The sequence below is a fragment of the Dyella amyloliquefaciens genome (assembly GCF_004296575.1).
GTDB lineage: Bacteria > Pseudomonadota > Gammaproteobacteria > Xanthomonadales > Rhodanobacteraceae > Dyella > Dyella amyloliquefaciens.
On the sequence record NZ_SAYT01000007.1, the window covers coordinates 99069 to 124996 of the forward strand.

The following is a 25928-nucleotide window of genomic DNA, read 5'->3' on the forward strand; positions in this document are numbered from 1 at the left end:
GATGCGTCCACTCGCCATCTTCGGCGGCACCTTCGATCCGATCCACCTGGGTCACCTCAGTGTTGCCTGGGAGGCATCCGAGCTGCTCGACGCCGACGTGCGCCTGATGCCGGCGAGCGTACCGCCACATCGTCCTTCGCCGCTGGCGAATGCTCAGCAGCGCGTGGCGATGTTGCGCGCTGCGCTGCAGAAGCAATCGCGCCTGACCTTGGATACGCGCGAACTGGAGCGCAGTGGTCCGTCCTACACGATCGACACGCTGGCCGAGCTGCGCAAGGAAGAAGGCGATCGTTCACTGGTGCTTTTGTTGGGTGCCGACGCTTTCGCCGGGCTGCCTTCGTGGCACCGCTGGCGTGAACTGTTCGATGTCGCGCACATTGGCGTGCTCAGCCGCCCCGGTGTGGAGATCACATGGTCCGATGCGTTGCTGGCCGAAATCGGGCCGCGGCTGATCGAAGATGCGGCTGTATTGCGCGCATTGCCAGCGGGCAAGGTGATCGAGCTCTCCGTCACGCCGCTGGAAATTTCAGCGACGCGCATCCGAGAGTTGCTGGCCGAAGGCCGTGACCCGCGATACCTGCTGCCGTGCGGGTTGTTCGACGATGCGGGCATTCTTGCGCCCTACCGCAAGGGCTGATGCCCGCCACACCGTAGGAGCGCACCCAGTGCGCGACCGCAGAGTCACGGTTTTGCCGCTTCGTAGGCTTTTCGCGCACTGGGTGCGCTCCTACAAAAAGCCGGTTTGTCACGACGTTCGCGGTACGAACCTCAACGCCACCGAGTTCATGCAGTAACGCAACCCGGTCGGTGGCGGCCCATCATCGAAAACGTGCCCGATATGACTGTCGCAACCTGCGCAGCTCACGGCCGTGCGTTCCCAGCCAAAGCTGCTGTCCCGCTTTTCGATGACGTTCTTCCTGGCGATCGGCTGCCAGAAGCTTGGCCACCCCGTGCCGGAATCGAACTGCGTGGCGGCGTCGAACAATGCCGTGTCGCATGCCGGGCATCGATAAAGGCCGGGCACTGGCGGCTTCTCGTGCTGGCCGCTGAAGGCGCGTTCGGTGCCTTCGCGACGCATGACGTAGTACGCGTCATCGGACAAGCGCTGATGCCACTGCGCATCGTTGAGAACCAGCTTGCGCACGTGGCAGGGGCCCAGGTGATGTCCATCGTCGGCGAAGCACTCGAGCATCAGGTCTTCGCCCTGTGCCACGGGAGTCGCGGCCATGGCATCTCCCGACGCTGCCCCGCGGCGGAGGAAATCAGGCAGCAGCCATGCTCCCGTCACGGCGATGGCGCCGCCGGTGAGTGCCGCACGCAGGAAGCGGCGGCGTTCCAGCATCACGATGTCTTTGGTGCGGGACATGGTGGCCTCCACCACGCGAAGACGCGTATCAGCCGAACGTAAAGGCGTAAGCCTGCACGCCGGGATCGAGGAAGGTGATTTCGAAGGTGCGCTCGCCCGTGCCGGCCGCCTGGCGCACCAGTTGGTACAGGCGTTGCGATGTCACCGTGCCGTTGCCCTCGGCATCGGTGTCCATGCCGTGATCGGCGGACGGCGCCTTGCCGTCGATGGTCACGCGGAAGCGCACCGGCTTGCCGTCGGACGAGGGGCCAAGCACCAGGTGCAGATCGCGCCCGCGGAAGCGATAGACGATGCGTCCATTGGCTTGGTCCAGTCGAGCGCTTTCCTCTCGCACGGTCCAGTGGCCATCCAATGCCCATTGATTGGCCATCAATGTAGACGGCACGCGGTAGTTCCACGCATCGTCATGCGCGACCTGGCCACCCGCAAAATTCTCGGCGCGTGCATAACCGACGTAGGTTTCCGGCGAGCGCTGCGCGTCGCCTGAACTCGCCGCTTCCGCACCCTGTGCCCCGGGCTGCACGTAGCCGCCGGGCAGGTTCTTCTGGCCGGCTTCGGTAAGCAGCTGACGGATCACGTCCTCGCTCTGGTCGTACTCGCCCTCACCAAAATGGTGATGGCGGATATGCCCCTGGGCGTCGATGAAGTAGTGCGCTGGCCAGTATTCGTTGTTGAAGCCTTTCCAGATCGAGTACTCGTTATCGAGCGCCACGGGGTAATCGACGCCGAGATCCTTCACCGCCTTGATGACGTTCTGCGGCTCCTTCTCGAACGCGAACTCCGGTGCGTGCACGCCGATGACGACCAGGCCATGGTCCTTGTACTTGTCGGCCCAGCCGCGCACGTAGGGCAGCGAGCGGATGCAGTTGATGCAGGAGTAGGTCCAGAAATCGACCAACACCACCTTTCCGCGCAGCGACTGGGCGCTAAGTGGTGCGCTGTTGAGCCATTGCGTCGCGCCCGCCAGCGAAGGCAACTCGCCCTCGATCGGCAGCGGATCGCCCGCCTTCACCGCAGGCTGTGGTGCTGGTGCGGGGCGCACGGCATCGATCAGCTTCTGTTCGATACTGCTGGTGCTGGCGAGCGACACACGCGTCAGCAGGCCGGTGTCCATGCCCAGTGCAATCGCGGCCACGCCTGCAAGCACCAGTACACCGAGCATGCGGCGCACCCATTCGCCCGCGCCCAACGAGCGCTTCATCAGAGAGAACACGCGACCACCCACGACAAGTGCCAGCGCGAGAGAGGTGGCCGCGCCTGCCGCATAGGTGAGCAGCAGCAAGGTGGTCTGCACGCTGGCGCCATTGAGCGCCGCGCCCGTGAGCAGCAGACCGAGGATGGGGCCGGCGCACGGTGCCCACAGGAGACCGGTAGCCACACCCAGGCCCGCCGCCGACCACACGGAGTCGCCTTCGGTATCCGAGCGCTGGGTCAGCTTGTTGCCCAGTGCCACGAACGGCCGGCTGATCCACTCGGCGAGATGGCTCGACAGCAGGGTGAGCCCCAGCACCGCGAGCACGATCATGGCGACGATGCGGCCATATTGATTGGCGCGGATGGCCCAGCCACCACCGATCGCCGCCAGCGTCGCCACGAGTGCGAAGGTGAGCGCCATGCCGAGCAGCATCGGCAGGCCATTGCGCATGAAAGGACGGTCGGCGCGCGCAAACACAAAGGGCAGCACCGGCAGGATGCACGGGCTGAGTATGGTCAGCACGCCGCCGAGGTAGGCCAGGATCAGCACGAGCATGTGGGCAGCATCCTTCAGAGAGTCTTATACGTATTCGCCGGGTGTGGCCTTCCGGTTACCGCGATTCTTCTCGGGGCAGGAAGGGGCGGCGACCTGCTCGAAGCATCCTCCTGGCCGACGCCGCTGTCATTCCCGTGCGGGGCGAAGAGCCTGCCAGGCACGTGACCTGGATCCGGGCAAAGCCGGCATCTGCGCGAAGTAACGCGGCCCGCCGCGACGTCGAATAAACAGAAGGCCCACTGACACCACTCCATGACCCCTGCCTTGACCGCCACCCGTCCGATGGTTCTAGATAGCGTCCTTCCCCCATGGGCCAGGGCCGACTTTGCCGTGAGTGACGCCGCCGACAGCGCCATCGATTCGCCGGAACGGCGGCGGGCGGCATGGATGGCGGCGGCGCAAGCCGGTGACCGGCAGGCCTATGAGCGTGTGCTGGCCGACTCGGTGCCCCTGATTCGCGCCGCGGCCCGGCGCCAGGGTGTGGACGTGGACCTGCAGGACGATGTGGTGCAGGAGACCCTGCTTACCGTGCATCGCGTGCGCCACACCTACGATCCGGGCCGCTCGTACGATGCGTGGCTGTCCGCCATCGCTGCGCGGCGTGCCATCGATGCATTGCGCAGCCAGGGACGACGCGGGCATCGTGAGCTGCACGACGAGCGTGCCTACGACATGCATCCCGACGAGCACGACGCCACGGCGGCCACCGAGCGCGAGCAGGAAGCACATCGCCTGCACGAAGCCATTGCCTCGTTGCCACCGGGGCAGCGCGAAGCCGTCGAGCAGCTTGGTCTCAAGGAGCGCTCGCTGGCCGAGGCATCCGCACACACCGGTCGCCAGACGGGTGCGCTGAAAGTAAATCTGCACCGCGCGATGAAGGCGCTGCGTGCCCGTTTCCATGGAGAACCCTGAGCATCATGTCCGAGTCGCGACTCCCCGAGTCACTGATCCAGTCGCTGGGCGTGCAGCTGACCCCGGTGCGGCGCCTGCCGCCGCCCTGGCTGCGCACGGTCAGCTGGCTGTTGGTGGTGGCGGTGATCGCACTGGGGTTGCTGTGGCACTACGGCGCCGAGCACATGATCCGCCGCTGGATCGCCGAGCCGGATATCGCCGTGGCGGGCGTCGGCGCAATCATCACCGCTGTATCCGCCGCCTGGGTGGCGTTCACGCTCGGCGTACCCGGGCGCTCCGCCTGGTGGGCGTGGCTGCCGGTGCCCGGTCTGCTGCTATGGGTAGGAGCCAGTGGATTGGGTTGTCTGCGTGGTGTCGTCATCCCGGGAGCGCAGGTGGCCACCGCGCATCAGTCCGGCGACTGTCTGGTGTTCATCATCAGCATCTCGATACCGTTGTCAGCGTTGCTGGTATGGCTGTTGCGTCGCGCTTGCCCGCTGCGCCCCGTGTTGACGGCGATCATGATCGGCCTTGCCAGTGCGGCGGCTTCTGCTGCGCTGCTGGAGATCTGCCACGGCTTCGCCGTCGCCGTCACTGACCTGATCACGCACGCGATCGCCGTGGGGATTGTGGTGTTGGCCAATGCGCTGATGGGCGGCCGCCTGCTGCAGCCTGCATTGAAGTAACTCTCCTCTTCGTCGCAACGAAGGAAGACATGCGGCATGTACCGCATCGTCCATCTTTCAGGAGAGTTCCCATGAAGACTGTCATTTCGCTGGTTCTTGCAGCGTCGTTTGCCTGCGCGTCCGTCGCCTTCGCACAGGATGCGATGCAGCCGGCGAGCGCCGGTTCCGCCATGAAGCAGGACGCGATGAAGAGCAGCGACACGATGATGAAGAAAGATGCTTCAGGCATGAAACACGACAGCATGAAGAAGCATGACGCGAAGAAGGGTGATGCGATGCAGCACGGAGACGCGATGAAAAAGGATGCCGGCAGCACCGATGGCGGTGCCATGTCCGGTGGTCAGTGATACGGGCCGTATGCCGCAAGAAAACGCGATTTCGCGGACGGCGTGAGCACCGCAGCAAACCGTCCTGAGTGCTTGTGGCCTGTCGATATTGACGCTGAACAGAGATGTCGACAGGTCGCATTTCCGTGTCGTGCATGGGTATACCCTAAGCCCGTTCCGGGCGTATGCGACACGGGGGCGAGCCCGGTGGACATGGTTTCACGAACCAGGGACGGGGCGTTCGCATCGGGCAGGACCGCTGATGTGGCGTGGCCGGGATCGACGCAAGCCGGTGCCGGATCGTCGGAGTCGCTAGGGAAGAGCGACACCGGCAGTTCCATGGAAGTGCGGCGCGGCCGCACGGTTACTTCACCGCTCTCGGAGATACGTACCCATGAAAGTTTCCCGTTACGCCATCCTCGCCCTTGCCACTGCCGTCGCCCTCGGATTCGCCGTGTCGCCAGTCATGGCTCAGCAGAGCACGCCGACGCAGTCCGCACAGGACGCCAGCAAGGACGCGATGAAATCCAGCTCGGATGCCATGAAGTCCGGCTCGGACGACATGAAGTCCGCCAATGATTCGATGAAGAGCGACACCAAGAGCAGCTCGCATCACAACAAGAAGCAGCACAAGAAGGGCAGCGAGCCTGCTTCTTCGTCGACCGCCGGTCACTGATACCACGCCTGACGGGCAAGCAAGGCTCCCCATGTGGGAGCCTTGTCTTTTTTGCGTGGTGTAATAGCCATGATCACGTGGCGGAGCACTCACCATGGCAAGCCGTTTTCTGGAACGCCTGGGTATCGCCCAGCCTCTTGTTCTGGCTCCCATGTCCGGAGCATCCACGCCGGCGCTGGTGGCGGCGGTATCCAACGGCGGTGGGTTGGGATCCCACGGTGTGGGCTATCTCGAACCGCAGGCGATCCTCGATGAGGCGGCGAAGATCCGCGCGCTTACCGATCGCCCCTTCGCGCTGAATCTGTTTGTCTTGCCCGATGGTGTCCACGAAGACGAAGCCGCCATCGACCATGCTCGTGCCGCGCTCGATGCGCTGATGGAGCACGAGGGCCTGGCCGTGCGTACGACGCGGCCGGAACGCTGGGCGCCGCGCTTCTCCGACCAGTTCGCCGCGTTGTGCGAGGCGCGTCCGCCCGTGGCCAGCTTCACCTTCAACCTGCTGACGCCCCGCCAGATCGAAGAGCTCCAGCGCCGCGACATCATCGTGATCGGCAGCGCGACTTCATTGGCCGAGGTACGGGCCTGGGCCGCACTGGGCGTGGATGCCATCAGCCTGCAAGGCGCCGAGGCTGGCGGCCACCGCGGCACCTTCCTGCATGCCCCGGAGGAGGCCGTGATCGGGCTGTTCGCCCTGATCCGGCTGGCGGCCCGCGCGGTGAACGTGCCGCTGATCGCGGGCGGCGGGATCATGGACGGGCGGGGCATGCTGGCTGCGGAAATGCTGGGGGCGGCGGTCAGCCAGCTCGGCACGGCGTTCCTGGGCTGTCCGGAATCGGCGGCGGCCGCGGCCTGGAAGCACGATCTGCCGGGAACGGACGACACCCGGGTCACCACGATACGCAGCTTCTCCGGGCGCGCGGCCCGCGGGCGGCGCAACACCTACGTAGACGCGATGGAAGCCCAGGCGGGACATTTTCCGGCCTATCCGGTGATGAACGCGCTGACCTCGCCGCTGCGCAAAGCCGCAGCAGCAGCGGGGCGGGGTGACCTAGTTTCGGAATGGTGCGGGCAGGCTGCGAGCCTGTCACGAGCCATGCCGGCGACGGATTTGGTCGCGATCTTGCTTGAGGAATATGCCCAGGCCCGGGCAAATCTCGCTTGACGTGGACTTCAGGGTGGGGCGGTATACTGGCGCCGCGCTATCCCGCGCATCGATCATGCATCGAGGCAACCGCACTTGAGTCAGACGTCCCCTCGCAGCACCAAATCCGCCACCACGGCGGTCATTCGCCAGCAAGTCCTCGACGCGCTGGACGAACTGAAGGCCAAGGACATTCGTGAGATCGACGTCCGCGGCAAAACCTCCATCGCCGATCTGCTGGTCATTGCCTCCGGCACCTCCGCGCGCCATGTGAAATCCATCGCCGACGAAGTCGTCAAGTTCGCCAAGAAGGCGGGCGTGATGCCGCTCGGCGTGGAAGGCGAGCAGGAAGCCGAATGGGTACTGGTGGACCTGGGAGACGTGATCGTCCACGTCATGCTCCCGCGCATCCGCGAGTTCTATGGCCTGGAGAGGCTGTGGACCGTGGGTGACCGCGAAGTCGACGCCGAAGTCGCCAGCGTGGGTTGATGTCCCACGCTCAGGCGGTCATCGCCGCGCGCCTCCCAACGCGCGTGGCAGTTCTTTTTGTTTCCCTGCTTTTCGGTGAATACGCATGCGCGCGCGCCTGATTGCCGTCGGTGAACGCATGCCCGCCTGGGTGGCGGAAGGTTTCGCCGAATACCGCAAGCGGCTGTCGCATGACTTGCCACTCGAACTCATCGAGCTGAAGCCCGGCGTACGCGGCAAGGGCCGCGATGACGCGCGGGCGATCCAGGATGAAGGCGCCGCGATCCTCGCTGCCTTGCCGCGCGACATCCACGTCGTGGCATTGGACGGTCGCGGCAAGACGTGGTCCAGCGAAGACCTGGCGGCGCAGCTTGAGAAATGGCGGATGTCCGGGCGCGATCTCGCGTTCCTGATCGGCGGGCCGGATGGCCATGCGCCGGACGTACTCGCGCGCGCTGATCAGAGCTGGTCGCTGGGGCCGCTTACGCTGCCGCACATGCTGGTTCGCCTGGTGCTCGCCGAGCAGCTTTATCGCGCCACCACGCTGCTTTCCGGCCACCCGTACCATCGCGCCTGATCGTCGTCGCCGCTCGCGGCTATGCGCCGGGGGTATGTGCCACCACGGCCACTTTGCGTGGAAAAGTGGTCATATGCCGCCCCATCGAGCTGCCGCATACTGCGGTCACTTCAGCTTTCCGGGACCGGTTCATGTCCTTCACGGTGCGTCAGGCCACCATCCACGACCTTGATCGTGTCGTGCCGTTGTTCGATGCGTACCGGCAGTTCTACGGCAAGCCGGCGAATCTCGAACTGGCACGGCGCTTTCTGCTTGAGCGGTTCCAGCATCACGAGTCGGTGATCCTGCTTGCAACGGATAGCGAAGGCCGGGGCGTGGGTTTCACCCAGCTCTATCCCTTGTTCTCATCGGTACGCGCGGCGCGCACCTATCTGCTCAACGATCTCTTTGTCGCAGCCGACGCACGCCGGAGTGGGGTGGCTGCGGCATTGCTACACGAGGCTGTCGATTACGCACGGGCAGCCGGGGCGGTGGGCATGTCGCTCACCACGGCCCATACGAATGAGGCGGCGCAACGCTTGTATGAGTCCCTGGGGTGGAAAAGGGACCTCGAGTTTCGCGAATACAGCGTCGCTTTTTGAGCGGATTCCTACCTCAGACCATCGTCTAGCTTGCCAAGAGTTTGACGTGGCCGGGCGCTAACATGGGTGGATTGCACTTCAGGAGCAACCCCCATGGAACAGCGCATTCGCCACGCCGGACTCGCCAGCAAGGTCATGACCGCCGCCAAGGCGGCCGAGCTGATCGATCCCGGCATGACGATCGGCATGAGCGGCTTTACCGGCGCGGGATATCCCAAGGCCGTGCCGCAGGCGCTGGCTGCTCGCATGATGGCGACGCATGAGCGTGGCGAAGCGTTTCGCGTGCGCGTGCTCACAGGTGCATCGACCGCGCCCGAGCTGGACGGATCGCTGGCGCGTGCCGACGGCATCGACCTGCGCCTGCCTTACCAGTCCGATCCGGAGCTGCGCGCGCGCATCAACCGCGGCGAAATGGATTATCTGGACATCCACCTCAGCCACGTTGCGCAGTACGCCTGGTTCGGTTTCTTCGGCAAGCTCGACCTGGCGGTGGTCGAAGCCACGGCGATCATGCCGGATGGCCGGCTGCTGCCGTCATCGTCGGTGGGCAACAACAAGACCTGGCTGGATCTCGCCGACAAGGTGATCGTCGAGGTCAACCACTGGCAGCCGATGGAAATGGAGGGCATGCACGATGTGTATTACGGCACGGCGCTGCCGCCGCATCGCAAGCCCATTCCGCTGCTGAAACCGGATGACCGTATCGGCGAGCCGTACCTGCGGCTCGATCCGGACAAGGTCATCGCCGTGGTGGAAACCAACGCGCCTGACCGCAACAGCGCGTTCTCGCCGCCGGATGATTGCTCGCGCCAGATCGCCGGCCACCTGATCGATTTCTTCCGCCACGAGATCGCCAAGGGGCGTCTCTCGCCGCAGCTGCTGCCGTTGCAGTCGGGCGTGGGCAACATCGCCAACGCCGTGCTGGGTGGATTGCGCGATGGTGGATTCAAGGGACTCACTGCCTTCACTGAGGTGATCCAGGACGGCATGCTCGACCTGCTGGCCAACGACGTGCTCAGCGTCGCCTCGGCCACGTCGTTCTCGCTGAGTCCGGCGGGCATCGAGCGCTTTCTCGACAACATCGATTTCTTCCGCAAGCGCATCATCCTGCGCACGCAGGAAATCTCCAACCATCCGGAGCTGGTGCGCCGACTCGGCTGCATCGCCATGAACGGCATGGTGGAGGCGGATATCTACGGCAACATCAACTCCACGCATGTTGCCGGCACCAGCATCATCAACGGCATCGGCGGGTCGGGCGATTTCGCGCGCAACGGTTTCATGTCGTGCTTCCTTACGCCCAGCACGGCGAAGAACGGAGCGGTGTCGTGCATCGTGCCGATGGTGAGCCACGTGGATCACACCGAGCATGATGTGGCGGTGGTGGTCACCGAGCAGGGCCTGGCCGACCTGCGCGGGCTGTCGCCGCGCCAGCGCGCCAAGGTCATCATCGAGCGTTGCGCGCATCCGGACTACCGTCCGCTGTTGCAGGACTATTTCAATCGCGCGATGCACGACAGCCGCGGCAAGCACACGCCGCACCTGCTGGGCGAGGCGCTGTCCTGGCACCAGCGTTTCCTCGAAACCGGCGATATGCGACCTTAAGGGTCCCTACGCCAACGGTCACGCGTCCGCCATGCTCTATCTCGCCTCGCAGTCGCCTCGTCGCCGCCAGTTGCTGGAGCAGATCGGCGTGGAGTTCCGGGTGGTCGACGTCAACGTGCCGGAGCAACGCGCCCACGCGGAAGCGCCACGCGAATACGTCAGCCGCGTGGCGCGCGAAAAGGCGATCGCCGGGTTCGTGGCGTTGAACGATCCGCAAGCCGTCGTACTGGGCGCGGACACCGAGGTCGTGCTGGACGATGAGGTGTTCGGCAAACCGGCCGATGCTGCCGACGCCGCGGCGATGCTGCGCCGGCTATCGGCAAGAGTCCACGAGGTGATCTCCACCGTGTGGCTGGTAAGCCGCAAGGGCGAGTGGAGCGATACCAGCCTGTCGCGCGTGCGCATGCCCGAACTGGATGACGCCACCATTGCGGCCTACATCGCCACCGGCGAAGCCTTTGGCAAGGCGGGCGCCTATGCCATCCAGGGGCACGGCGCGAAGCTGATCGAGCACCTCGATGGCAGTCATTCCGGCGTGATGGGATTGCCGGTGTTCGAGACGGCGAGACTGCTGCGCGCGCATGGCGTGATCCGCGCCTGAAGCGTTGCAACCCGGTATCAGTTGCCGGGCATCATCATGAACCAGGACACGACCGCGAGCAGGTTGTTCGCACCGTGCGCCAGCACGGACGGCCAGATCGAGCCGGATTGCACCCGCAACCAGCCGAGCACCAGTCCGAGCAGCGCGAGGTTCGGCAACGCGTACCAGAGGAACGACAGGTCCGGCAGGTGTACGCAGGCAAACAGCACGGCGGTGATGGCGACGGCCCAGCCGTTGCCTACGTGTCGGCTGATCGATGACAGCAGCACGCCACGAAACAGCAGCTCTTCCACCAGCGGTCCCAGGCTCACCACCAGCAGCGCCAGCGGCAGGCGCAGCATCAGCGGAATGTGCGCGCCCAGCATCTTGATGTCCTGGCTGACCTCGTGCCCCTGCGCCAGCCATTGCGTCAGCATGCCGCCCACAAAAGGCATGAGTACGCCCAGTGCAAGGGCAACGGCATAGAGGGCGGGTATGGGCGTCGCGGTGAATCCGAAGCCCGGCAGTTCGCCGAGCGTCCACAGCGAAGGCCACCGGCGCCGGACCAGGTGAATGATCAGCACCGCGGAAATCACCAGCGTGACCATGACCGCGACGGCACTGGCATCGGACTGGCCGAGCCACGCACGGGCCTGATGAATCAGGTCGGCTAGACCATCGCCGTGCCGCAGCACCGCGACCAGTCCGGCCACGAGGCCGATGCCGCCACCGATGGCGAGCTGCAGGGCGAAGTACAGCGCGATGAATCCAAGGGCATGCCAGACGGAAGGTGCCGGCAACAGCAGTGGCAAGGATGGCGGCGAATCAGAGGCGTATTTCAATCGGTTCGCATCCATCGATGGCGAGTCCAGCAAACGCGCGTGCAAGTCGAGCTGCCGGGACGCAACGCGCTCGCTGCCCGGCAAGAACACGCTAGTCCCTGCCGCAGCGCGGGCGCAATCCTGTCCTTTGGCACGGTTGGCGGGATGGCTGGCGCCGTGTTCACGCGGTCGCCCTGTATAGTGGCGGGACGTTCCAAGGAGGAATACGGCGCGCCGAGCGCCGCCCCATGTTCGCATTCGACTGGCTGGCCGACCCTACTGCGTGGGCAGGTCTCCTCACCCTGGTGGTGCTGGAGATCGTGCTTGGCATCGACAATCTCGTCTTCATCGCGATCCTCGCCGACAAGCTTCCGGTGCGGAAGCGCGACCAGGCCCGCGTACTGGGCCTTTCGCTGGCGCTGGTCATGCGCCTGGCGTTGCTGGGAGCGATGTCCTGGCTGGTGAAACTCACGACGCCCATCCTTGTGTGGGGCGCCGTGTCGCTGTCATGGCGCGACATCATCCTGCTGCTGGGCGGCACCTTCCTGTTGTTCAAGGCCACGGTGGAACTGCACGAGCGGCTGGAGGCAGAAGACGACCACGACGCGGCCAAGCGTGCGCCCGCGCGATTCTGGCTGGTGGTGGCGCAGATCGTGGCGCTGGATGCGGTGTTCTCGCTCGATTCGGTGATCACGGCCGTGGGCATGGTGGATCACCTGTCCGTGATGATGATTGCGGTGGTGGTGGCGATGATCCTGATGATCAGCGCCAGCAAGCCACTGACGAATTTCGTCAACGCACGACCGACGGTGGTGATCCTGTGCCTGTCGTTCCTGCTGATGATCGGCTTCAGCCTGGTGGCTGAAGGCTTCGGCTTCCATATCCCGAAGGGTTACCTGTACGCCGCGATCGGCTTCTCGATCATGATCGAGGCCTTCAACCAGACCATGCGACGCAACCGCCAGCGCAGCCTGCTGGGGAGTGCACGCTCGCTGCGCGATCGCACCGCGATGGCGGTGATCAATCTGCTCGGCGGCGCGGGCAAGGAAGAGGAAGAGGCGACGCCCCATCCCGCCGCCGCGAACGCGGACGGCAACGTGGCCGTGTTCGGCAAGGACGAGCTGGCGATGGTGCAAGGCGTGCTCGATCTTGCGCACCGACCCGTGCGCTCGATCATGACGCCGCGCCCGGAAATCAACTGGATCGATCCGCGCGAAAGCGTGGAGCAGCTGCGCGCGGAAGTGAGCGCCTCCAGCCACGCATGGCTGCCGGTGGCCGGCGACGATCTCGACCAGCTGGTCGGCGTGGCATCGTCACGCGACCTGCTGGAGAGCCTGCTCGAACACGGCCGCATCGAGGTGGATCAGGTGGTGCGCAAGCCGCTGACCGTGCTCGAGTCGCTCAGCGTGCTGCGCCTCATCGAGGAGTTCCGCCGCTCGCCGCTGCAGGTGGCATTGGTGGTGGATGAATACGGCAGCGTGTTGGGCCTGGTGACGCCTACCGATGTGCTCGAAGTGATTGCCGGTGAGTTTCCCGACGACCAGAGCGGCGATCCCGCTGCCGTGCAGGAAGTGGACGGCAGCTGGATGCTTGATGCCAGCCTGGACCTGCGTCGCGTCGAACACCTGCTCGGCCTCAAGCTGAGCGGCGATGACAGTTTCTCCACGCTCGCAGGCTACGTGCTGCAACAGCTCGGGCGCTTGCCCAGTGTGGGCGACACCTTCACCAGCGAAGGGCTGAACTTCGAGGTGGTGGCGATGGACGGTGCGCGCATCGACCGGTTGAAGGTGACGCCGGAGGCGTGACGCCTCCTTCGCCTCATCCCGCCATGAGCGCCCGCGCGAGGCCCACCACGCCCAGCAGCAGCGTGGCCAGCCAGCCGGCCGCCGACGCCATGTAGCCCGGTCCGCGCTTGGAGGCATCCTTCAGGTAGGCCACGGCATACCACACGCGTCCCAGCACCCAGACCAGCCCGGCCAGGCCGCCCCAGAGCGGCATGCCGTATTGAACGGCCAGCCACAGCGAAGGCAGGAACATCACGGTCGATTCCAGCGTGTTCATCTGTACGCGCAGGGCGCGCTCGAAGGCCGGATGGCCGGTGACGGCCGGTGCCTTGATCCCGTACTTGCTGCGCGCGTGGCCGGCCGCCCACATGGTGCCGAACTGCAACAGGACGGTGAGCAGGACGATGATGGCGGGCAGGTGCTGGATCATGACGGGCTCTCGCAAAAATGGAGGCCTACTCTAGCCATCGACGCTGGCCGGCGGGAGGGGGTATCGTGGACCGACGGCACCGCCACGGTGCACCAGCGAGGGACATCGCATGGACTGGCAGAAGGGCGAGCGCAGTCAGAATGTCGTCGTCGACGATGGCAGCGGTGGTGGCGGTGGCCCGCGCTTCGGTGGCGGGCGCGGCATGGGGATCGGCGGCATCATCATCCTGGCCATTCTGGGGCTGGTGTTCTTCAAGGACCCCACTGCGCTGCTCAACCAGGCAAACACCGGTGGCCAGGTGGCGGCGCCGACCGGGCAGCCGACCGAGGTCGATCCGCAGACCAAGGATTTCATCAGCGCCGTGCTGGGCTCCACCGAGAAGACCTGGACGGACATTTTCGCTAGCCATGGTCGCCAGTACGTCGATCCGCAGCTGAAGATCTTCAGTGGCGGCGTGAACACGGCATGCGGCATGGCCTCCACCGCGGTGGGACCGTTCTATTGTCCCGGCGACCAACTGGTCTATCTGGACGTGGCGTTTTTCAAGGAACTGGAAACCCGCTTCCACGCGACCGGGGATTTTGCCCGCGCCTACGTGATCGCCCACGAGGTGGGCCACCACGTGCAGAACCTGCTGGGCATCTTCGACCAGGTGGAGCAGGCCCGCCGCCGGGGTGCCCGCATGGAAGGCGCCGATGGCCTGTCCGTACGGCAGGAGCTTCAGGCCGACTGTTTCGCCGGTGTCTGGGCCAACCGCACCCAGCAGCGCCTGCAGTGGCTGCAGCCGGGCGACGTCGAATCCGCGCTCAATGCGGCCAGCAAGATCGGCGACGACGCCCTGCAACAGCAGGCACAGGGGCGGGTGGTACCTGATTCCTTCACCCATGGCACGTCCGCACAGCGCGTGAAATGGTTCCGTGCCGGCTTCGACAGCGGCGATATCGCCAGCTGCAACACCTTCGCCGGGGAACCCTGAGTCACCTCGATGGCGCATCGCAGGAGCGGCGTGCCGACAGCTGCACGACGCACCCCTGCGCGTTCTAGAATGCCGGCGCTGCGTGCCTTGGGGTGCGCCTCCGAACGACACCCATGCATCCCTGCCTGCGTTGCGGCGCTTGCTGCGCCTATTTCCGTGTGGCCTTCCACTGGTCCGAGGCGGACGCATCCCTGGGAGGCGTGGTGCCCCCGGAACTCGCCGAGACACTCGATCCGCATCGCTTCGTCATGCGCGGCACCCAGGCGTCCAGGCCGCGTTGTGTCGCCTTGCACGGCACCGTGGGAGAAACCGCGCATTGCGGCATCTACGAGCAGCGGCCGTCGGTGTGCCGCGAAGTGGAGCCTGCGTGGGAATCGGGGCGTCCCAGCCTGCAATGCGACAAGGCGCGCGTCGCCCACGGCATGTCGCCGCTGACACTTGCGGATTGGCAGGCGGTGCCACAGCACGCCTGACGGCGAACTACCTGGCGCCCGAGGTACTGCCGTCGTTCTGGAACGCCAGGGCGAACTGGCGGAGATCGCTCTCGCTGACGTCGGAAACCGCCACGTATTGCATCCCGGCATCCGACCAGCGGATCACCGTATAGCCGTGTTCCTGCACCACTGTCTGGGGCGATGGCACGCCGGCTTCCACCGGCCATTGGTAGAGGTTGATCACGTGCAGGCGGCGCTTGTACACCAGGGCCGCCACGCTGCGCCCGTCGACGGCATCCAGACGGCCGCCGATCAACGGGAAGCCTTCGTCGCCCAGGTCCTTCACCCGTGGTGCGAAATCCAGTCGCCCTTCGAACCAGGGCTTGACCGTGTGCTGGTCGGTCGACACCACGTCCATCAGGTGCTGTCCCTGCAGGGAACGCACATGGCCGGAGATGACATCGGCCACGAGCTCATGGTTGACGCGCCCCGAGCGCATGAGCTGCAACCACGCCGGACCGGAAAGCAGCATCGCCGCAACGAAACCCGCTGCCGCAGCAACGGAAAGCGGCATGCGCGCACGGCGCTGCCGGGGACGGACGATGGTCGCCGGTGCCTCCGCTGCGGTTGTCCAGCGCTGACGCAGTGCGTCCGGCGCCTTCTCGTAAAGGCCGGGTTGCGCCAGTGCCTTGTGCAAGGTCGCGTAGGCGTCGTAACGCGCCGTGCAGGCAGGGCATTCGCGCATGTGGCCGGCGATGGCAGCGCTGTTGGCGGCGTCGAGTTCGTCGTCCAGGTAGGCGTGCAACAGCAGCCTTGCGTCATCGCACATCATGGCGACGCACCTCCTTCGGATGATGGCCCAGTTCCGCGCGCAGGCGCTCGCGCGCACGGGCGAGCCGCGACATCACGGTACCGATCCGCTGCTCGATGATGGCCGCGATCTCCTTGTACGAGCACTCTTCGAGTTCGCGCAGCACGATCACCTCGCGCAGTGCCGGCGGCATGCGCTCCAACGCGGCGCGCAAAGCGCCCACGTCGACGGCGAGCAGCGTGAGCGTTTCGGGCGAAGGGCCTTCATCCACCAGTGGATGGATGTCTTCGTCGAGTTCCGCGTGCAGGTCGTCCTGCCGGTTCTTGCTACGCATCGTGTAGTAGGTATGGCGCACGATGGTGAGCAGCCATACGCGTGCATCGCCGCCGTGGAAACTGTCGAAGTAACGCAACGCGCGGAGCATCGCTTCCTGCACCACGTCCTGCGCATCGCCGGCGTCATGTGACAGCCATCGCGCCAGGTTGTAGGCCGCGTCCAGATACGGCAGCACCTGCTGTTCGAAGCGGGCGCTTCGCGCAGTGTCCTGGCCGGTCATAGGGGCTGGCGGATCGGTGGGCATGAAGGTTAAGACCTCGACAGCGCCGACTTTATTCCAGGTCTTGCCGCAGGTTGTGTGAAAGCGCCCAAGGGTGGAATAAGCGCGGTCCCGGGCCGGTAGTGGATAGGGCGGGGCGCACCCGTTTCCCTATCCGGAGAATCCGACCATGCGAGACCTAGACGAAAACACGAGCAACAGCCGCCGCCAGTTTCTCCAGTGCATGGCATGGGCCGGGGCCGGCACCTTGTGGCTGATGCAGGGCGGCGTGCTGCGGGCGCAGGCGCTGAATGGACAAGGCGGTGCGAGTGCGGCCGATGCCAGCTTCGGCTTCGTGCAGATCAGCGATTCGCACATCGGCTTCCACAAGGCGCCGAACATGGATGTGGCCTCCACGTTGCGTGGCTCGCTGGCGATGGTGAATGCCCAGAAGGTACGACCGGATTTCCTGCTTCACACCGGCGACCTCACGCACCTGTCTCGGCCCGACGAATTCGACACCCTCGCGGGCATCATGCAGGAGGCGCGGGTGGACAAGACGTTCTATGTGCCCGGCGAACACGATGTGATCGGCGACAACGGTGCGGAGTTCTTCCGCCGCTTCGGCGAAAAGCAGCAGGCCGGCGGCTGGTACAGCTTCGACCACCGCGGCGTGCACTTCGTCGGATTGATCAATGTGCTCAACCTCAAGGCGGGTGGCCTGGGCTCCCTGGGGGCGGACCAGCTGGCATGGCTGAAGAAGGATCTTGCACCGCTGTCGGCCTCGACGCCGCTCGTTGTTTTCGCGCACATGCCGTTGTGGTCGATCTATCCCGAATGGGGTTGGGGCACCGACGACAGCGCCGAGGCCATCGGCCTGCTGCGCCGCTTCGGTTCGGTGAGCGTGCTCAACGGCCATATCCACCAGATCCAGCAGAAGGTGGAAGGCAGCATCACGTTCTATACGGCGCGCTCCACGGCCTACCCGCAGCCGGCACCGGGCGCTGGTCCCGCGCCTGGCCCCATGAAAGACGTGCCGCCGGAAGCGCTGCATCGCTACCTCGGCATTCGCGAGGTGCGCCACGTCCGTGGCACGCAAGCGCTCGCGCTCACCGACGAGGTGCTGTCATGAAAGCGCTTAGGCACGCGGCGGCGATGTCGATGCTTTGCCTGTGCTGCGGCGTCGCCGTACCTGCGATGGCCGCCAAGTCGGACGCGCCGCCGAAAGCGGCGGCATCCCAGATCGAGATCCGCAACTTCGCCTTTGCGCCCAACAGCATGACCGTGCCCGTGGGCACGCGGGTGGTCTGGACGAACCGCGACGAGGAGCCCCACGTGATCACCAGCGCGGGCAAACAGTTCGCTACCTCGCCCGCGCTGGATACCAGCGACACCTATGCGGTGACGTTCTCCAAGCCCGGGACCTACGCGTATTACTGCTCGATCCACCCGATGATGGTGGGCACCATCATCGTGCAGTGACGGCGCCGTCGAAACGATAGATGTCCATCGCCAGCAAGCCGTATTCGATGCCCGCGTCGATGCGCGTGGCGTGGGCCTGCGGACCTGCCGCGCCCAATGCCACGAACAAGGGCAGCAGGTGTTCGTCGGTGGGATGGGCGCGCTCGGCGAACGGCGCCTGGCGGCGATAGTCGATCAACGCCTCGACGTCGCCCTCGCCCAGCTTGCGCTCGATCCATTCGATGAAGGGGCGCACGTAGGGTGCTTCGCGCTCTTCGCTGTAGCCCGAGCGGAAGTCGTGCAGGTTGTGAGTGATGCTGCCCGAGCCGATCACCAGCACGCCTTCCTCGCGCAGCGGCGCCAGCGCGCGGCCGACCGCATACTGGTGCGCCGGGCCCAGCTGGGGCTGGATCGACATCGGTACCACGGGAATGTCGGCGTCGGGGTAGAGCAGGCGCAGCGGCACCCACGCACCGTGGTCGAGTCCCTGGGTGGGATCGAGCGTGGTCGGCAGGCCTGCCTTGTCCAGCAGTTCGGTGACTCGCGCGGCGAGCGCAGGCTCGCCCTTCGCCGGGTACTGGATGTCAAACAGCGCCTGCGGGAAGCCGTGGAAATCGTGGATGGTTTCGGGGCGTGCGGCACCGCCGACATGGGGCTGGCGGGCCAGCCAGTGCGCGGTGGCGATCACAATCGCCTTGGGGCGCGGCAAGGCCTTGGCCAGCTCGGCCAGACGCTCGCCCACGCGTCGCGGCTGGATCGCCGTCATCGGCGATCCGTGGGAGATATACAGGCTCGGCAGGGTGGTCATGGCGGTTACCTCGGGGATACCGCCATAGGTTAGGGGCTGCAGCGAAAATTGCAGCGGGCGTGCGGTGAACAATCCGTCACGCCAGTGGAACGATCATCCTCGCGCGTCATTCCGGGCTGGGCCGGAATGACGCCAGGAGGGAGCGTGCCCTTACTTCGCCCGGCGCGGCGGCTTGCCGCCACCGTGGCCCTGCGGGCGCGGCTTGCCACCGTGGGACTTCTTGAAGCCACCGCCGCCCGGACGGAAACCGCCCGGCTTGCGCGGCGGTGCTTCGCTGGCGCCACTGTCGTCGCCATCCCATTCCTTGATGCGCAGCTGCTGCTGGCTCACCCATACCTTCTTCAGGTGCTCGAACACTTCCTTCGGCATGCCATCGGGCAGGTCGATCAGGCTGTATTCGCCGCGGATGCTCAGGCGGCCGATGAAGTTGCTTTCCAGGCCAGCCTCATTGGCGATTGCGCCGATGATGTTGCCCGGCTTCACGCCGTGCTCGTGACCCACCTCCACGCGGTAGGTGCGCTTGCCTTCCTCGGTGTGATGCGGGCGCACGGGGCGCGGCACGAATTCGCGCGGCGCACTGTCGCGATCACGGGGCTTGTGCTCGCGTGCTGCGTGACGAACATCGGCATGCTCACGCGGCGCGTGCTCGCGCGGTGCAAATTCACGCTTCGGCGGGGGCGTGAGCAACAGGGGCTGGTCGCCCTGCGAGATGCGGGCCAGTGCGGCGGCGATCTCGATGGCGGGGATGTTGTGTTCCTGTTCGTACTGCTCGATCAGCTGCTGGAACAAGGCCAGTTCACCCACTGCCAGCGTGTCGCTGATGCGCTGCTTGAAGCGGGCGATGCGCACGTCATTCACGGCTTCGACCGTCGGCAGCTTCATTTCCTCGATCGGCTGGCGCGTGGCGCGCTCGATCGCACGCAACATGCCCTTCTCGCGCGGCGTGACGAACAGGATGGCTTCACCACTGCGACCGGCGCGGCCGGTGCGGCCGATGCGGTGCACGTAGCTTTCCGTGTCGTACGGGATGTCGTAGTTCATGACATGGCTGATGCGTTCCACGTCGAGACCGCGCGCGGCCACGTCGGTGGCGACGAGAATGTCCAGCTTGCCGTCCTTCAGCTGCTGGATCACGCGCTCGCGCTGTGCCTGCGCGATGTCGCCGTTGATCGCGGCGGCAGCGAGGCCCCGTGCCTGCAGCTTCTCGGCCAGTTCCTCGGTGGCCGACTTGGTGCGCGCGAAGATGATCATCGCGTCGAACGGCTCGGCTTCGAGAATGCGCGTCATCGCGTCGAGCTTGTGCATGCCGCTGACGAACCAGTAACGCTGGCGAATGTTGGCGGCGGTGGTGGTGGCGGCCTTGATGGTCACCTCCACCGGTTCCTTCAGGTGCCGCTGGGCGATCTTGCGGATCGGCGCCGGCATGGTGGCGGAAAACAGCGCGACCTGGCGGGTCGGCGGCGTCGCCTCCAGCACCTTTTCCACGTCGTCGATGAAGCCCATGCGCAGCATTTCGTCGGCTTCGTCGAGCACCAGGAACTTCAGTTCCGACAGGTCCAGCGTGCCGCGATCAAGGTGATCGATCACGCGGCCCGGCGTGCCCACCACGATCTGCACGCCGCGCTTGAGCGAGTGCAGCTGCGGGCCATAGCTCTGGCCGCCGTAGATCGGTAGCACCTGCAGGCCGGGCATGTAGGTGGCGTAACGCTGGAACGCTTCGGCCACCTGGATGGCCAGTTCGCGCGTGGGCGCGAGGATCAGCGCCTGCGGCTTGCCGGGCTTGAGATCGATACGCGACAGGATAGGCAGCGCGAACGCGGCGGTCTTGCCGGTGCCGGTCTGCGCCTGGCCGAGTACATCGCGGCCTTCCAGCAGCGGCGGAATAGTGGCGGCCTGGATCGGCGAAGGCGACTCATAGCCGACGTCGGACAGCGCGCGCAGCAGCTCAGGATGAAGGCCAAGCGCAGCGAAGCCGACGGCTGCCGGCTGGGAATCGGAAGACGGGGAGGACATGGGGGAACCTCGACATGGCATGCACGGCGGCATGCGGGAGAATGACGGTATTGTAACAGGCCGGCACGTCCAAACCGATGATTTTGTTGCGCCAAAGGCGCGATTCACGAGGAATATTCATGTCAAAACCCCTTGAAGGCCGTGTAGCGCTGGTTACCGGCGCCTCTTCGGGCATCGGCGAGGCGACGGCGCTGGCGCTGGCCGAGGCCGGCGCCAAGGTCGCCATTGCCGCACGCCGTCGCGAGCGGCTCGAGGTATTGGCCGCGCAACTGGAGAAGCTGGGTGCCGCGCCAACCATACTGGTGGCCGATTTAGCTTCCGAGGTTGAAGCGCAACGCATCGTGAAGGAAGCCGAAGCGCACTACGGACGTCTGGACATCCTGGTGAACAACGCCGGCGTGATGTATCTGGAGCCCGTCGAAGATGCCGACCTCGGCCGCTGGCGGCACATGCTCGAGCTGAATGTGCTCAGCCTGATCGCTTCCACGCAGGCCGCGTTACCCGGCATGCGTGCGCGACGCGACGGTCATGTCGTGAACATCTCGTCGACGGCGGGGCGCGTGGCCAACCCGAACGCCGCCGCCTATTCGGCGACGAAGTTCGGCGTCGTGGCGTTTTCCGAAGCGCTGCGGCGCGAGGTGTACCAGCACAACATCCGTGTCACGGTGATCGAGCCGGGCGTGGTGGAGACGGAGCTGCGCGACCACATCGGCCATGCCGAAGTGAAGGCGAACCTCAATGCGTGGGCCGACAGCATGCGCCAGCTGCAGGGGCGCGATGTGGCTGACGCCATCGTGTTCTGCGTATCGCGTCCCTCGCACGTCAACATCAACGAAGTGCTGATGCGGCCCACCGACCAGGAGCGCTGAGGCAAGCCGCACTATGATGGCGCGTTTGCGTCATTCACGGAGAACAGCCATGACCGAGATCGAGACGATCTCCGAGCAGCGTTGCCACGGCGGTGTGCAGGGTTTTTATCGGCATCATTCGGAAAGCTGCGGCGGGCCCATGCGCTTTGCGCTGTACCAGCCGCCGCAGGCAGCCACGGAAGTGTGCCCGGTGCTGTACTACCTGGCCGGCCTCACCTGCACCGATGAGACCGCCACCATCAAGGCGGGTGCGCAACGACTGGCGGCCGAACTGGGACTGATCCTGGTGATGCCCGACACCAGTCCGCGCAACACGGGCTTCGACGGCGCGACCGGTGACTGGGAGTTCGGCGAAGGGGCCGGTTTCTACGTGGATGCCACGCAGGCACCGTGGTCATCGCGTTTCCGCATGCACAGCTACGTGGTGGACGAATTGCCGGCACTGGTTGCGCAGCATTTTCCGGTCGATCGCGAACGCAGCGGCATCATGGGGCACTCCATGGGCGGGCATGGTGCGCTGACCATCGCGCTTCGCCACCCGGGGCGGTATCGCTCGGTATCGGCATTCGCTCCCATTGTCGCGCCGACCCAGGTGCCGTGGGGCGAGAAGGCCTTTCCGCGCTATCTCGGTGACGACCCATCGACGTGGGCCGAGTACGACGCGTGCGAGTTGGTGCGCCGCCATCCCTTCGGCGGCACCATCCTGATCGACCAGGGCGAGGCCGATGCATTCCTGTCCACCCAGCTGAAGCCCGAGCTGTTCGACCAGGCATGCGCGGAGGGCGGCCAGTCGCTGCTGCTGCGTCGCCATCCTGGCTACGACCACAGCTACTACTTCATCAGCACCTTCATCGACGATCACCTGCGCCATCACGCCAAGGCACTTGGCCGCCTGTGAACCTGCTCTATCCCATCCAGACGCCTCGCACGCTGGTGCGCGTGGTCGACGCAGGTGATGCGCAGCGCCTGCTGCGTTATCGCGTGCTGAATCGCGAGCACCTGGCGCCGTGGGAGCCCTTGCGTGAGTCGTCCTATTACACGCTGGACCATTGCATCCAGACGCTGGCCGACTCGCGCGAGGCCATGCGGCTGGATCGCGGCTATCCCTTCGTCGTGCTCGATCTGACCGGCAACGAAGTCATCGCGAGTTTCACCTTCGCCAACATCGTGCGCGGTGCGTTCCAGGCCTGCCACCTTGGCTACAGCATTGCCGCCAGCAGGCAGGGGCAGGGGGTGATGTACGAAGCGCTGTCGGCGGTGATGCCCTGGGTGTTCCGCGAACTGGACATGCATCGAGTGATGGCCAACTACATGCCGCGCAACGATCGCAGCGGCAAGTTGCTCGAACGTCTCGGCTTCGAGCGGGAAGGGTATGCGAAGCGGTATCTGCAGATCGCCGGCGTGTGGGAGGATCACGTCCTCACCTCGCGCATTCGCGAAGTCTGATCGCCGCAAGCTCGCTTTTTTTGTAGGAGCGCACCCAGTGCGCGAAAAGCCTACAGTGCGGTGATCTCGCAGCGCCGCGATCGCGCACTGGGTGCGCTCCTACAGTGATGCTCGGTTGCCGGCAGGCTGAAGCAGGGCACCAAGCGTCGCACGCTGCTGCCATGCCAGGACGAGATAGATGAGCAGCACGGCGAGGCCCGGCCCCAACAGGTGATCTTCCATCACCGAGTGATAGCCGAAGATCACGACGACGGGTGCGGCGAGCATCACCAGCGCCAGCGCAACGAAACGGTTGGTGAGCAGGAACAATCCACTCAACGTGTAGACCACGCCCAGCACGGGAAAGATGTAGCCGCTGCCTGCGAGGCCTTGCATGAACAACTGCGATTGCGGCGTTGCCGGTGCGGGCGGCTGCCAGAAGTGCAGCACGTCGTTGAGGCCCGCGAACACGAACCAGGCACCGAAGATGAGGCGAAGGGCGATCAGAAGCCAGTGGATAACCGATTTCATGCAGGGATTCCCGGATACGGAAGGCCCTGCATGATCGGAAGGCGAGCGACGCCGTTGTATTCCTCGTAACGCCTAGGCCCAACCGTCTAGGACAGTGGTTGGGCCATGCGCGGGCCGGAATTACGCCTTGGCGGCGGGCCGGCCGGGACGGCGACGCTTGCGGTTCCCTTCGGCGGGACGCTCGCTGCCCTTGCCATACCCGTTGTTGCCGTGCGGACGATGCGAACCCTGCTGCGGACGCGCCTGACGCGGCTGACGCTGGCCCTGCACCGGCTTCGGTGCAGCAGCGTCGGTACGCAGCGGATGCGACAGCTCGAAGCCGGGCACTTCGCTCACCGCGATTTCCTGCTTGAGCAGCTTGCGGATGTCTCGCAGCAGGCCGGCTTCCTCATGGCTCACCAGCGATACGGCCATGCCATCGGCGCCGGCGCGACCGGTACGGCCGATGCGGTGCACGTAGTCTTCGGCAACCATCGGCAGATCGAAGTTGATCACGATCGGCAGCTGGTCGATGTCGATGCCGCGCGCGGCGATATCGGTCGCCACCAGCACGGTGATGCGGCCGCTCTTGAAGTCGCTGAGCGCACGGGTGCGCGCATTCTGGCTCTTGTTGCCGTGGATGGCGGCGGCGCGCAGGCCGGCCATTTCCAGCTGCTTCACCAGCTTGTCGGCGCCATGCTTGGTGCGGCTGAACACCAGCGTCTGGCGACGGCTGTCCTGCGCCAGCACGTGCAGCAGCAGGTCGCGCTTCTTGGCGGCATCGACCGGATGCACGTGGTGCGTGACCGTGGTGGCCACCGAGTTGACGGGGGTCACCGACACTTCGCGCGGCTGATGCATGAACTGCATCGCCAGCGCCTTGATCGGCGGTGCGAAGGTAGCCGAGAACAGCAGCGTCTGGCGCTGGCGCGGCACGGCGGACAGGATGCGCTTGAGCGCCGGCAGGAAGCCCATGTCGAGCATGCGGTCGGCTTCGTCCAGGATCAGCACTTCGACGCCGGAAAGGTCGACCGAGCGCTGCTGCATATGGTCGATCAAACGACCCGGCGTGGCGATCACGATATCGACGCCGCGACGCAGCGCCTGCATCTGCGGGCCCATGCTCACGCCACCGAAGATGGTGGTGCTGCTGACGCGCATGTGCTTGCCGTAGTCGCGCAGGTTGTCATGCACCTGGGCGGCCAGCTCGCGGGTCGGGGTCAGCACCAGCGCGCGCGGACGACGCGTCTGCGTGGCGCCGGCGGTGGAAAGATGCTGCAGCAACGGCAGCGAGAACGCGGCGGTCTTGCCGGTGCCGGTCTGGGCAGCGGCGAGCAGGTCGCCACCTTCAAGAACAACCGGAATGGCGGCAGCCTGGATCGGGGTGGGTTCTGCGTAGCCTTGTTCGGCAAGCGCACGCAACAACGCGGGCGCGAGGCCCAGCGATTCGAAAGACATGGAAGCTCCAGAGCAACTCGGAGCGTTCTAACGAACCGCGTTGCAGTATTCAAAAGAGGGGAGGGAGGCGGTAGGCCTCGCCGCCAAGTATAGCTGAAAAACGCGGCGCCCGGGCGTGGGCAGCTGAACGAGCGGAGAAAAACACGCCTAAACGGTGCTTTTTCGCGCTCAGACGGGCTTTTCACCCACGATCAGGTAGCAATCGAACGGCGTGCGGCCATGCAACGAGCGAATGGTGACATGCAGGCCGGCGGCCTCCAGCAGTGCGCGAAGTTCGTCGGCGCTCGGGTAGTGCTGGGCGCCGATGCGCATCCAGCCGCTGGTACTGAGGAAGAACTCCGAGACGCGTGTCGCCGCATAGCGCCAGCTGCGTTCGCGCAGCACGTTGCGCACGATCAGCATCCCACCCGGTGCGAGATGGGCCGCGGCATTCGCGAGCAGTTCGCGCTGGCGTTCGGCGGAGAGGTAGTGCAGCACATCGAGGATGGCGACATGCCCGCGCAGCGGATACGCGGTGGCGCCGTCGGCCAGTCGCAGCGGCAGGGTGGTCTCCAGCCCGGCCAGCCGCATGGCACGCCGCCCGGCGTCGATCTTGCGTGCGTCGTGGTCCACGCCCAGGTATTGCGGGAGCACTCCGCGCGCATGCAGGTATTGCCCGAGCAGACCGATGCCGCAGCCGATGTCCAGCAAGGGCATCGGGCGGAGCGCCATGAGATCGGCCACCGCGGCGTAGGCCGGATCGGTGGCCAGCTTGCCCTGGACGTAACGACGCTGGAACCAGTGATCGTAGGACTCGGCGATGCGGTAAAGGGCGGTGGCATCCATGGCGGACATGTCAGCCGACTCCGTGACTGTATGGCGTGAAGAGAGTGTGCGCTGGCCTTGCGCCGGGCGCCACCAATCACGGGATGGTCTTGCACAGCGGCGGCCATGATGGTTCGCTTGG

The 25928-nt window shown here is 65.5% G+C and carries 30 protein-coding genes; 19 read left to right on the plus strand and 11 right to left on the minus strand.

The genetic code is table 11. The features are described from left to right. Position 1: 1 nt before the first annotated feature. Positions 2 to 637 (plus strand): nicotinate-nucleotide adenylyltransferase, encoded by a 636-nt coding sequence (nadD, locus tag EPB08_RS16300; RefSeq protein ID WP_130620608.1) that lies wholly within the window; start codon positions 2 to 4, stop codon positions 635 to 637. 108 nt (positions 638 to 745) lie between these two features. Here the strand turns inward: nadD and msrB are convergent, their stop codons facing one another. Continuing rightward, complete coding sequence (gene msrB, locus EPB08_RS16305; RefSeq protein WP_130620179.1) at positions 746 to 1366, minus strand: peptide-methionine (R)-S-oxide reductase MsrB; 621 nt, start codon at positions 1364 to 1366, stop codon at positions 746 to 748. 28 nt (positions 1367 to 1394) lie between these two features. Next, complete coding sequence (locus EPB08_RS16310) at positions 1395 to 3116, minus strand: cytochrome c biogenesis protein DipZ (protein WP_130620180.1); 1722 nt, start codon at positions 3114 to 3116, stop codon at positions 1395 to 1397. A 387-nt stretch (positions 3117 to 3503) separates the two neighbouring features. Here EPB08_RS16310 and EPB08_RS16315 point away from each other — a divergent pair, with 387 nt between their 5' ends. The 10 genes from EPB08_RS16315 to EPB08_RS16360 all read left to right on the plus strand — a co-directional run bounded on the left by EPB08_RS16315 (position 3504) and on the right by EPB08_RS16360 (position 10668). Continuing rightward, positions 3504 to 4028 carry a sigma-70 family RNA polymerase sigma factor gene (locus tag EPB08_RS16315; protein WP_229238409.1) on the plus strand — a complete coding sequence of 175 codons (525 nt, stop codon included), beginning with the start codon at positions 3504 to 3506 and terminating at the stop codon, positions 4026 to 4028. A 5-nt stretch (positions 4029 to 4033) separates the two neighbouring features. After that, entirely contained in the window at positions 4034 to 4693 is a 660-nt protein-coding gene (locus tag EPB08_RS16320) for an NrsF family protein (RefSeq protein ID WP_130620182.1), read from the plus strand. Positions 4694 to 4764: 71 nt separating this feature from the next. Further along, the gene (locus EPB08_RS16325) at positions 4765 to 5040 is read left to right on the plus strand and encodes a pentapeptide MXKDX repeat protein (RefSeq protein WP_130620183.1); all 276 of its coding nucleotides are present in this window, start codon (positions 4765 to 4767) and stop codon (positions 5038 to 5040) included. A 373-nt stretch (positions 5041 to 5413) separates the two neighbouring features. Beyond that, complete coding sequence (locus tag EPB08_RS16330; RefSeq protein WP_130620184.1) at positions 5414 to 5695, plus strand: hypothetical protein; 282 nt, start codon at positions 5414 to 5416, stop codon at positions 5693 to 5695. Between the two features lie 94 nt (positions 5696 to 5789). Further along, positions 5790 to 6857: an NAD(P)H-dependent flavin oxidoreductase gene (locus EPB08_RS16335; protein ID WP_130620185.1), complete on the plus strand. Its 1068-nt coding sequence runs from the start codon at positions 5790 to 5792 to the stop codon at positions 6855 to 6857. Between the two features lie 75 nt (positions 6858 to 6932). Next, positions 6933 to 7325, plus strand: a complete 393-nt coding sequence (gene rsfS / locus EPB08_RS16340) for a ribosome silencing factor (protein WP_130620186.1) — start codon at positions 6933 to 6935, stop codon at positions 7323 to 7325. Between the two features lie 85 nt (positions 7326 to 7410). Next, a complete protein-coding gene (gene rlmH, locus EPB08_RS16345) occupies positions 7411 to 7881 on the plus strand; it encodes a 23S rRNA (pseudouridine(1915)-N(3))-methyltransferase RlmH (protein ID WP_038615946.1) in 471 nt (156 codons plus the stop codon). 131 nt (positions 7882 to 8012) lie between these two features. Then, positions 8013 to 8462, plus strand: a complete 450-nt coding sequence (locus EPB08_RS16350; RefSeq protein ID WP_130620187.1) for a GNAT family N-acetyltransferase — start codon at positions 8013 to 8015, stop codon at positions 8460 to 8462. Between the two features lie 93 nt (positions 8463 to 8555). Further along, positions 8556 to 10067: a succinyl-CoA:acetate CoA-transferase ScpC gene (gene scpC / locus EPB08_RS16355; RefSeq protein WP_130620188.1), complete on the plus strand. Its 1512-nt coding sequence runs from the start codon at positions 8556 to 8558 to the stop codon at positions 10065 to 10067. 31 nt (positions 10068 to 10098) lie between these two features. Beyond that, positions 10099 to 10668 carry a Maf family protein gene (locus EPB08_RS16360; RefSeq protein ID WP_130620189.1) on the plus strand — a complete coding sequence of 190 codons (570 nt, stop codon included), beginning with the start codon at positions 10099 to 10101 and terminating at the stop codon, positions 10666 to 10668. A 17-nt stretch (positions 10669 to 10685) separates the two neighbouring features. Here the strand turns inward: EPB08_RS16360 and EPB08_RS16365 are convergent, their stop codons facing one another. Then, positions 10686 to 11489 carry a CPBP family intramembrane glutamic endopeptidase gene (locus tag EPB08_RS16365; RefSeq protein WP_130620190.1) on the minus strand — a complete coding sequence of 268 codons (804 nt, stop codon included), beginning with the start codon at positions 11487 to 11489 and terminating at the stop codon, positions 10686 to 10688. A gap of 227 nt (positions 11490 to 11716) precedes the next feature. Here EPB08_RS16365 and EPB08_RS16370 point away from each other — a divergent pair, with 227 nt between their 5' ends. After that, positions 11717 to 13273, plus strand: a complete 1557-nt coding sequence (locus EPB08_RS16370; RefSeq protein ID WP_130620191.1) for a hemolysin family protein — start codon at positions 11717 to 11719, stop codon at positions 13271 to 13273. A gap of 13 nt (positions 13274 to 13286) precedes the next feature. On the opposite strand, the gene EPB08_RS16375 is transcribed toward EPB08_RS16370, so the two are convergent. Then, complete coding sequence (locus tag EPB08_RS16375; protein ID WP_130620609.1) at positions 13287 to 13679, minus strand: MAPEG family protein; 393 nt, start codon at positions 13677 to 13679, stop codon at positions 13287 to 13289. A 112-nt stretch (positions 13680 to 13791) separates the two neighbouring features. On the opposite strand from EPB08_RS16375, the gene ypfJ reads away from it, so the two are divergent. Together ypfJ and EPB08_RS16385 are read left to right on the plus strand one after the other, a co-directional pair. Further along, positions 13792 to 14658, plus strand: a complete 867-nt coding sequence (gene ypfJ / locus EPB08_RS16380) for a KPN_02809 family neutral zinc metallopeptidase (RefSeq protein WP_130620192.1) — start codon at positions 13792 to 13794, stop codon at positions 14656 to 14658. Positions 14659 to 14771: 113 nt separating this feature from the next. Continuing rightward, on the plus strand, positions 14772 to 15131 hold the full coding sequence (locus EPB08_RS16385) for a YkgJ family cysteine cluster protein (protein ID WP_130620193.1): 360 nt from the start codon (positions 14772 to 14774) through the stop codon (positions 15129 to 15131). Positions 15132 to 15138: 7 nt separating this feature from the next. Here EPB08_RS16385 and EPB08_RS16390 read toward each other — a convergent pair whose 3' ends face one another. Both EPB08_RS16390 and EPB08_RS16395 read right to left on the minus strand, forming a co-directional pair. Beyond that, on the minus strand, positions 15139 to 15924 hold the full coding sequence (locus tag EPB08_RS16390) for an anti-sigma factor family protein (protein WP_130620194.1): 786 nt from the start codon (positions 15922 to 15924) through the stop codon (positions 15139 to 15141). After that, the gene (locus EPB08_RS16395; protein WP_205746377.1) at positions 15911 to 16483 is read right to left on the minus strand and encodes a sigma-70 family RNA polymerase sigma factor; all 573 of its coding nucleotides are present in this window, start codon (positions 16481 to 16483) and stop codon (positions 15911 to 15913) included. The genes EPB08_RS16390 and EPB08_RS16395 overlap by 14 nt, the downstream gene beginning before the upstream one ends. Before the next feature lie 145 nt (positions 16484 to 16628). Here EPB08_RS16395 and EPB08_RS16400 point away from each other — a divergent pair, with 145 nt between their 5' ends. Both EPB08_RS16400 and EPB08_RS16405 read left to right on the plus strand, forming a co-directional pair. Continuing rightward, positions 16629 to 17570 carry a metallophosphoesterase family protein gene (locus EPB08_RS16400; protein WP_130620195.1) on the plus strand — a complete coding sequence of 314 codons (942 nt, stop codon included), beginning with the start codon at positions 16629 to 16631 and terminating at the stop codon, positions 17568 to 17570. After that, positions 17567 to 17920 carry a cupredoxin domain-containing protein gene (locus EPB08_RS16405; RefSeq protein WP_130620196.1) on the plus strand — a complete coding sequence of 118 codons (354 nt, stop codon included), beginning with the start codon at positions 17567 to 17569 and terminating at the stop codon, positions 17918 to 17920. The genes EPB08_RS16400 and EPB08_RS16405 overlap by 4 nt, the downstream gene beginning before the upstream one ends. Here the strand turns inward: EPB08_RS16405 and EPB08_RS16410 are convergent. Together EPB08_RS16410 and EPB08_RS16415 are read right to left on the minus strand one after the other, a co-directional pair. Continuing rightward, on the minus strand, positions 17907 to 18707 hold the full coding sequence (locus EPB08_RS16410; protein WP_130620197.1) for a dioxygenase family protein: 801 nt from the start codon (positions 18705 to 18707) through the stop codon (positions 17907 to 17909). The genes EPB08_RS16405 and EPB08_RS16410 overlap by 14 nt on opposite strands. A 150-nt stretch (positions 18708 to 18857) precedes the next feature. Continuing rightward, positions 18858 to 20720, minus strand: coding sequence for a DEAD/DEAH box helicase (locus tag EPB08_RS16415; protein WP_130620198.1), 1863 nt, complete (start codon positions 20718 to 20720; stop codon positions 18858 to 18860). A 119-nt stretch (positions 20721 to 20839) separates the two neighbouring features. On the opposite strand from EPB08_RS16415, the gene EPB08_RS16420 reads away from it, so the two are divergent. Genes EPB08_RS16420 through rimJ form a run of 3 tightly spaced genes read left to right on the plus strand, consistent with a single transcriptional unit; the run spans position 20840 to position 23035 of the window. Next, complete coding sequence (locus EPB08_RS16420; RefSeq protein WP_130620199.1) at positions 20840 to 21589, plus strand: SDR family NAD(P)-dependent oxidoreductase; 750 nt, start codon at positions 20840 to 20842, stop codon at positions 21587 to 21589. A gap of 49 nt (positions 21590 to 21638) precedes the next feature. Next, complete coding sequence (gene fghA / locus EPB08_RS16425; protein WP_130620200.1) at positions 21639 to 22487, plus strand: S-formylglutathione hydrolase; 849 nt, start codon at positions 21639 to 21641, stop codon at positions 22485 to 22487. Beyond that, positions 22484 to 23035 (plus strand): ribosomal protein S5-alanine N-acetyltransferase, encoded by a 552-nt coding sequence (gene rimJ, locus EPB08_RS16430; RefSeq protein WP_130620201.1) that lies wholly within the window; start codon positions 22484 to 22486, stop codon positions 23033 to 23035. The genes fghA and rimJ overlap by 4 nt, the downstream gene beginning before the upstream one ends. A 99-nt stretch (positions 23036 to 23134) precedes the next feature. Here the strand turns inward: rimJ and EPB08_RS16435 are convergent, their stop codons facing one another. The 3 genes from EPB08_RS16435 to EPB08_RS16445 form a co-directional block, all read right to left on the minus strand. Beyond that, positions 23135 to 23545 carry a hypothetical protein gene (locus tag EPB08_RS16435; protein WP_130620202.1) on the minus strand — a complete coding sequence of 137 codons (411 nt, stop codon included), beginning with the start codon at positions 23543 to 23545 and terminating at the stop codon, positions 23135 to 23137. 120 nt (positions 23546 to 23665) lie between these two features. Beyond that, positions 23666 to 24982: a DEAD/DEAH box helicase gene (locus EPB08_RS16440; protein WP_130620203.1), complete on the minus strand. Its 1317-nt coding sequence runs from the start codon at positions 24980 to 24982 to the stop codon at positions 23666 to 23668. A 168-nt stretch (positions 24983 to 25150) separates the two neighbouring features. Beyond that, positions 25151 to 25816, minus strand: coding sequence for an SAM-dependent methyltransferase (locus tag EPB08_RS16445; RefSeq protein WP_324615318.1), 666 nt, complete (start codon positions 25814 to 25816; stop codon positions 25151 to 25153). Positions 25817 to 25928: the final 112 nt, after the last annotated feature.

What these genes read in the sequence shown, in the direction of transcription:
- nadD (WP_130620608.1), top strand. Translation starts at nt 2, where the DNA reads ATGCGTCCACTCGCCATCTTCGGCGGCACCTTCGATCCGATCCACCTG.
- msrB (WP_130620179.1), bottom strand. Translation starts at nt 1,366, where the DNA reads ATGTCCCGCACCAAAGACATCGTGATGCTGGAACGCCGCCGCTTCCTG.
- EPB08_RS16310 (WP_130620180.1), bottom strand. Translation starts at nt 3,116, where the DNA reads ATGCTCGTGCTGATCCTGGCCTACCTCGGCGGCGTGCTGACCATACTC.
- EPB08_RS16315 (WP_229238409.1), top strand. Translation starts at nt 3,504, where the DNA reads ATGGCGGCGGCGCAAGCCGGTGACCGGCAGGCCTATGAGCGTGTGCTG.
- EPB08_RS16320 (WP_130620182.1), top strand. Translation starts at nt 4,034, where the DNA reads ATGTCCGAGTCGCGACTCCCCGAGTCACTGATCCAGTCGCTGGGCGTG.
- EPB08_RS16325 (WP_130620183.1), top strand. Translation starts at nt 4,765, where the DNA reads ATGAAGACTGTCATTTCGCTGGTTCTTGCAGCGTCGTTTGCCTGCGCG.
- EPB08_RS16330 (WP_130620184.1), top strand. Translation starts at nt 5,414, where the DNA reads ATGAAAGTTTCCCGTTACGCCATCCTCGCCCTTGCCACTGCCGTCGCC.
- EPB08_RS16335 (WP_130620185.1), top strand. Translation starts at nt 5,790, where the DNA reads ATGGCAAGCCGTTTTCTGGAACGCCTGGGTATCGCCCAGCCTCTTGTT.
- rlmH (WP_038615946.1), top strand. Translation starts at nt 7,411, where the DNA reads ATGCGCGCGCGCCTGATTGCCGTCGGTGAACGCATGCCCGCCTGGGTG.
- EPB08_RS16350 (WP_130620187.1), top strand. Translation starts at nt 8,013, where the DNA reads ATGTCCTTCACGGTGCGTCAGGCCACCATCCACGACCTTGATCGTGTC.
- scpC (WP_130620188.1), top strand. Translation starts at nt 8,556, where the DNA reads ATGGAACAGCGCATTCGCCACGCCGGACTCGCCAGCAAGGTCATGACC.
- EPB08_RS16360 (WP_130620189.1), top strand. Translation starts at nt 10,099, where the DNA reads ATGCTCTATCTCGCCTCGCAGTCGCCTCGTCGCCGCCAGTTGCTGGAG.
- EPB08_RS16370 (WP_130620191.1), top strand. Translation starts at nt 11,717, where the DNA reads ATGTTCGCATTCGACTGGCTGGCCGACCCTACTGCGTGGGCAGGTCTC.
- ypfJ (WP_130620192.1), top strand. Translation starts at nt 13,792, where the DNA reads ATGGACTGGCAGAAGGGCGAGCGCAGTCAGAATGTCGTCGTCGACGAT.
- EPB08_RS16385 (WP_130620193.1), top strand. Translation starts at nt 14,772, where the DNA reads ATGCATCCCTGCCTGCGTTGCGGCGCTTGCTGCGCCTATTTCCGTGTG.
- EPB08_RS16390 (WP_130620194.1), bottom strand. Translation starts at nt 15,924, where the DNA reads ATGATGTGCGATGACGCAAGGCTGCTGTTGCACGCCTACCTGGACGAC.
- EPB08_RS16395 (WP_205746377.1), bottom strand. Translation starts at nt 16,483, where the DNA reads ATGCCCACCGATCCGCCAGCCCCTATGACCGGCCAGGACACTGCGCGA.
- EPB08_RS16400 (WP_130620195.1), top strand. Translation starts at nt 16,629, where the DNA reads ATGCGAGACCTAGACGAAAACACGAGCAACAGCCGCCGCCAGTTTCTC.
- EPB08_RS16405 (WP_130620196.1), top strand. Translation starts at nt 17,567, where the DNA reads ATGAAAGCGCTTAGGCACGCGGCGGCGATGTCGATGCTTTGCCTGTGC.
- EPB08_RS16410 (WP_130620197.1), bottom strand. Translation starts at nt 18,707, where the DNA reads ATGACCACCCTGCCGAGCCTGTATATCTCCCACGGATCGCCGATGACG.
- EPB08_RS16415 (WP_130620198.1), bottom strand. Translation starts at nt 20,720, where the DNA reads ATGTCCTCCCCGTCTTCCGATTCCCAGCCGGCAGCCGTCGGCTTCGCT.
- EPB08_RS16420 (WP_130620199.1), top strand. Translation starts at nt 20,840, where the DNA reads ATGTCAAAACCCCTTGAAGGCCGTGTAGCGCTGGTTACCGGCGCCTCT.
- fghA (WP_130620200.1), top strand. Translation starts at nt 21,639, where the DNA reads ATGACCGAGATCGAGACGATCTCCGAGCAGCGTTGCCACGGCGGTGTG.
- EPB08_RS16435 (WP_130620202.1), bottom strand. Translation starts at nt 23,545, where the DNA reads ATGAAATCGGTTATCCACTGGCTTCTGATCGCCCTTCGCCTCATCTTC.
- EPB08_RS16440 (WP_130620203.1), bottom strand. Translation starts at nt 24,982, where the DNA reads ATGTCTTTCGAATCGCTGGGCCTCGCGCCCGCGTTGTTGCGTGCGCTT.
- EPB08_RS16445 (WP_324615318.1), bottom strand. Translation starts at nt 25,816, where the DNA reads ATGTCCGCCATGGATGCCACCGCCCTTTACCGCATCGCCGAGTCCTAC.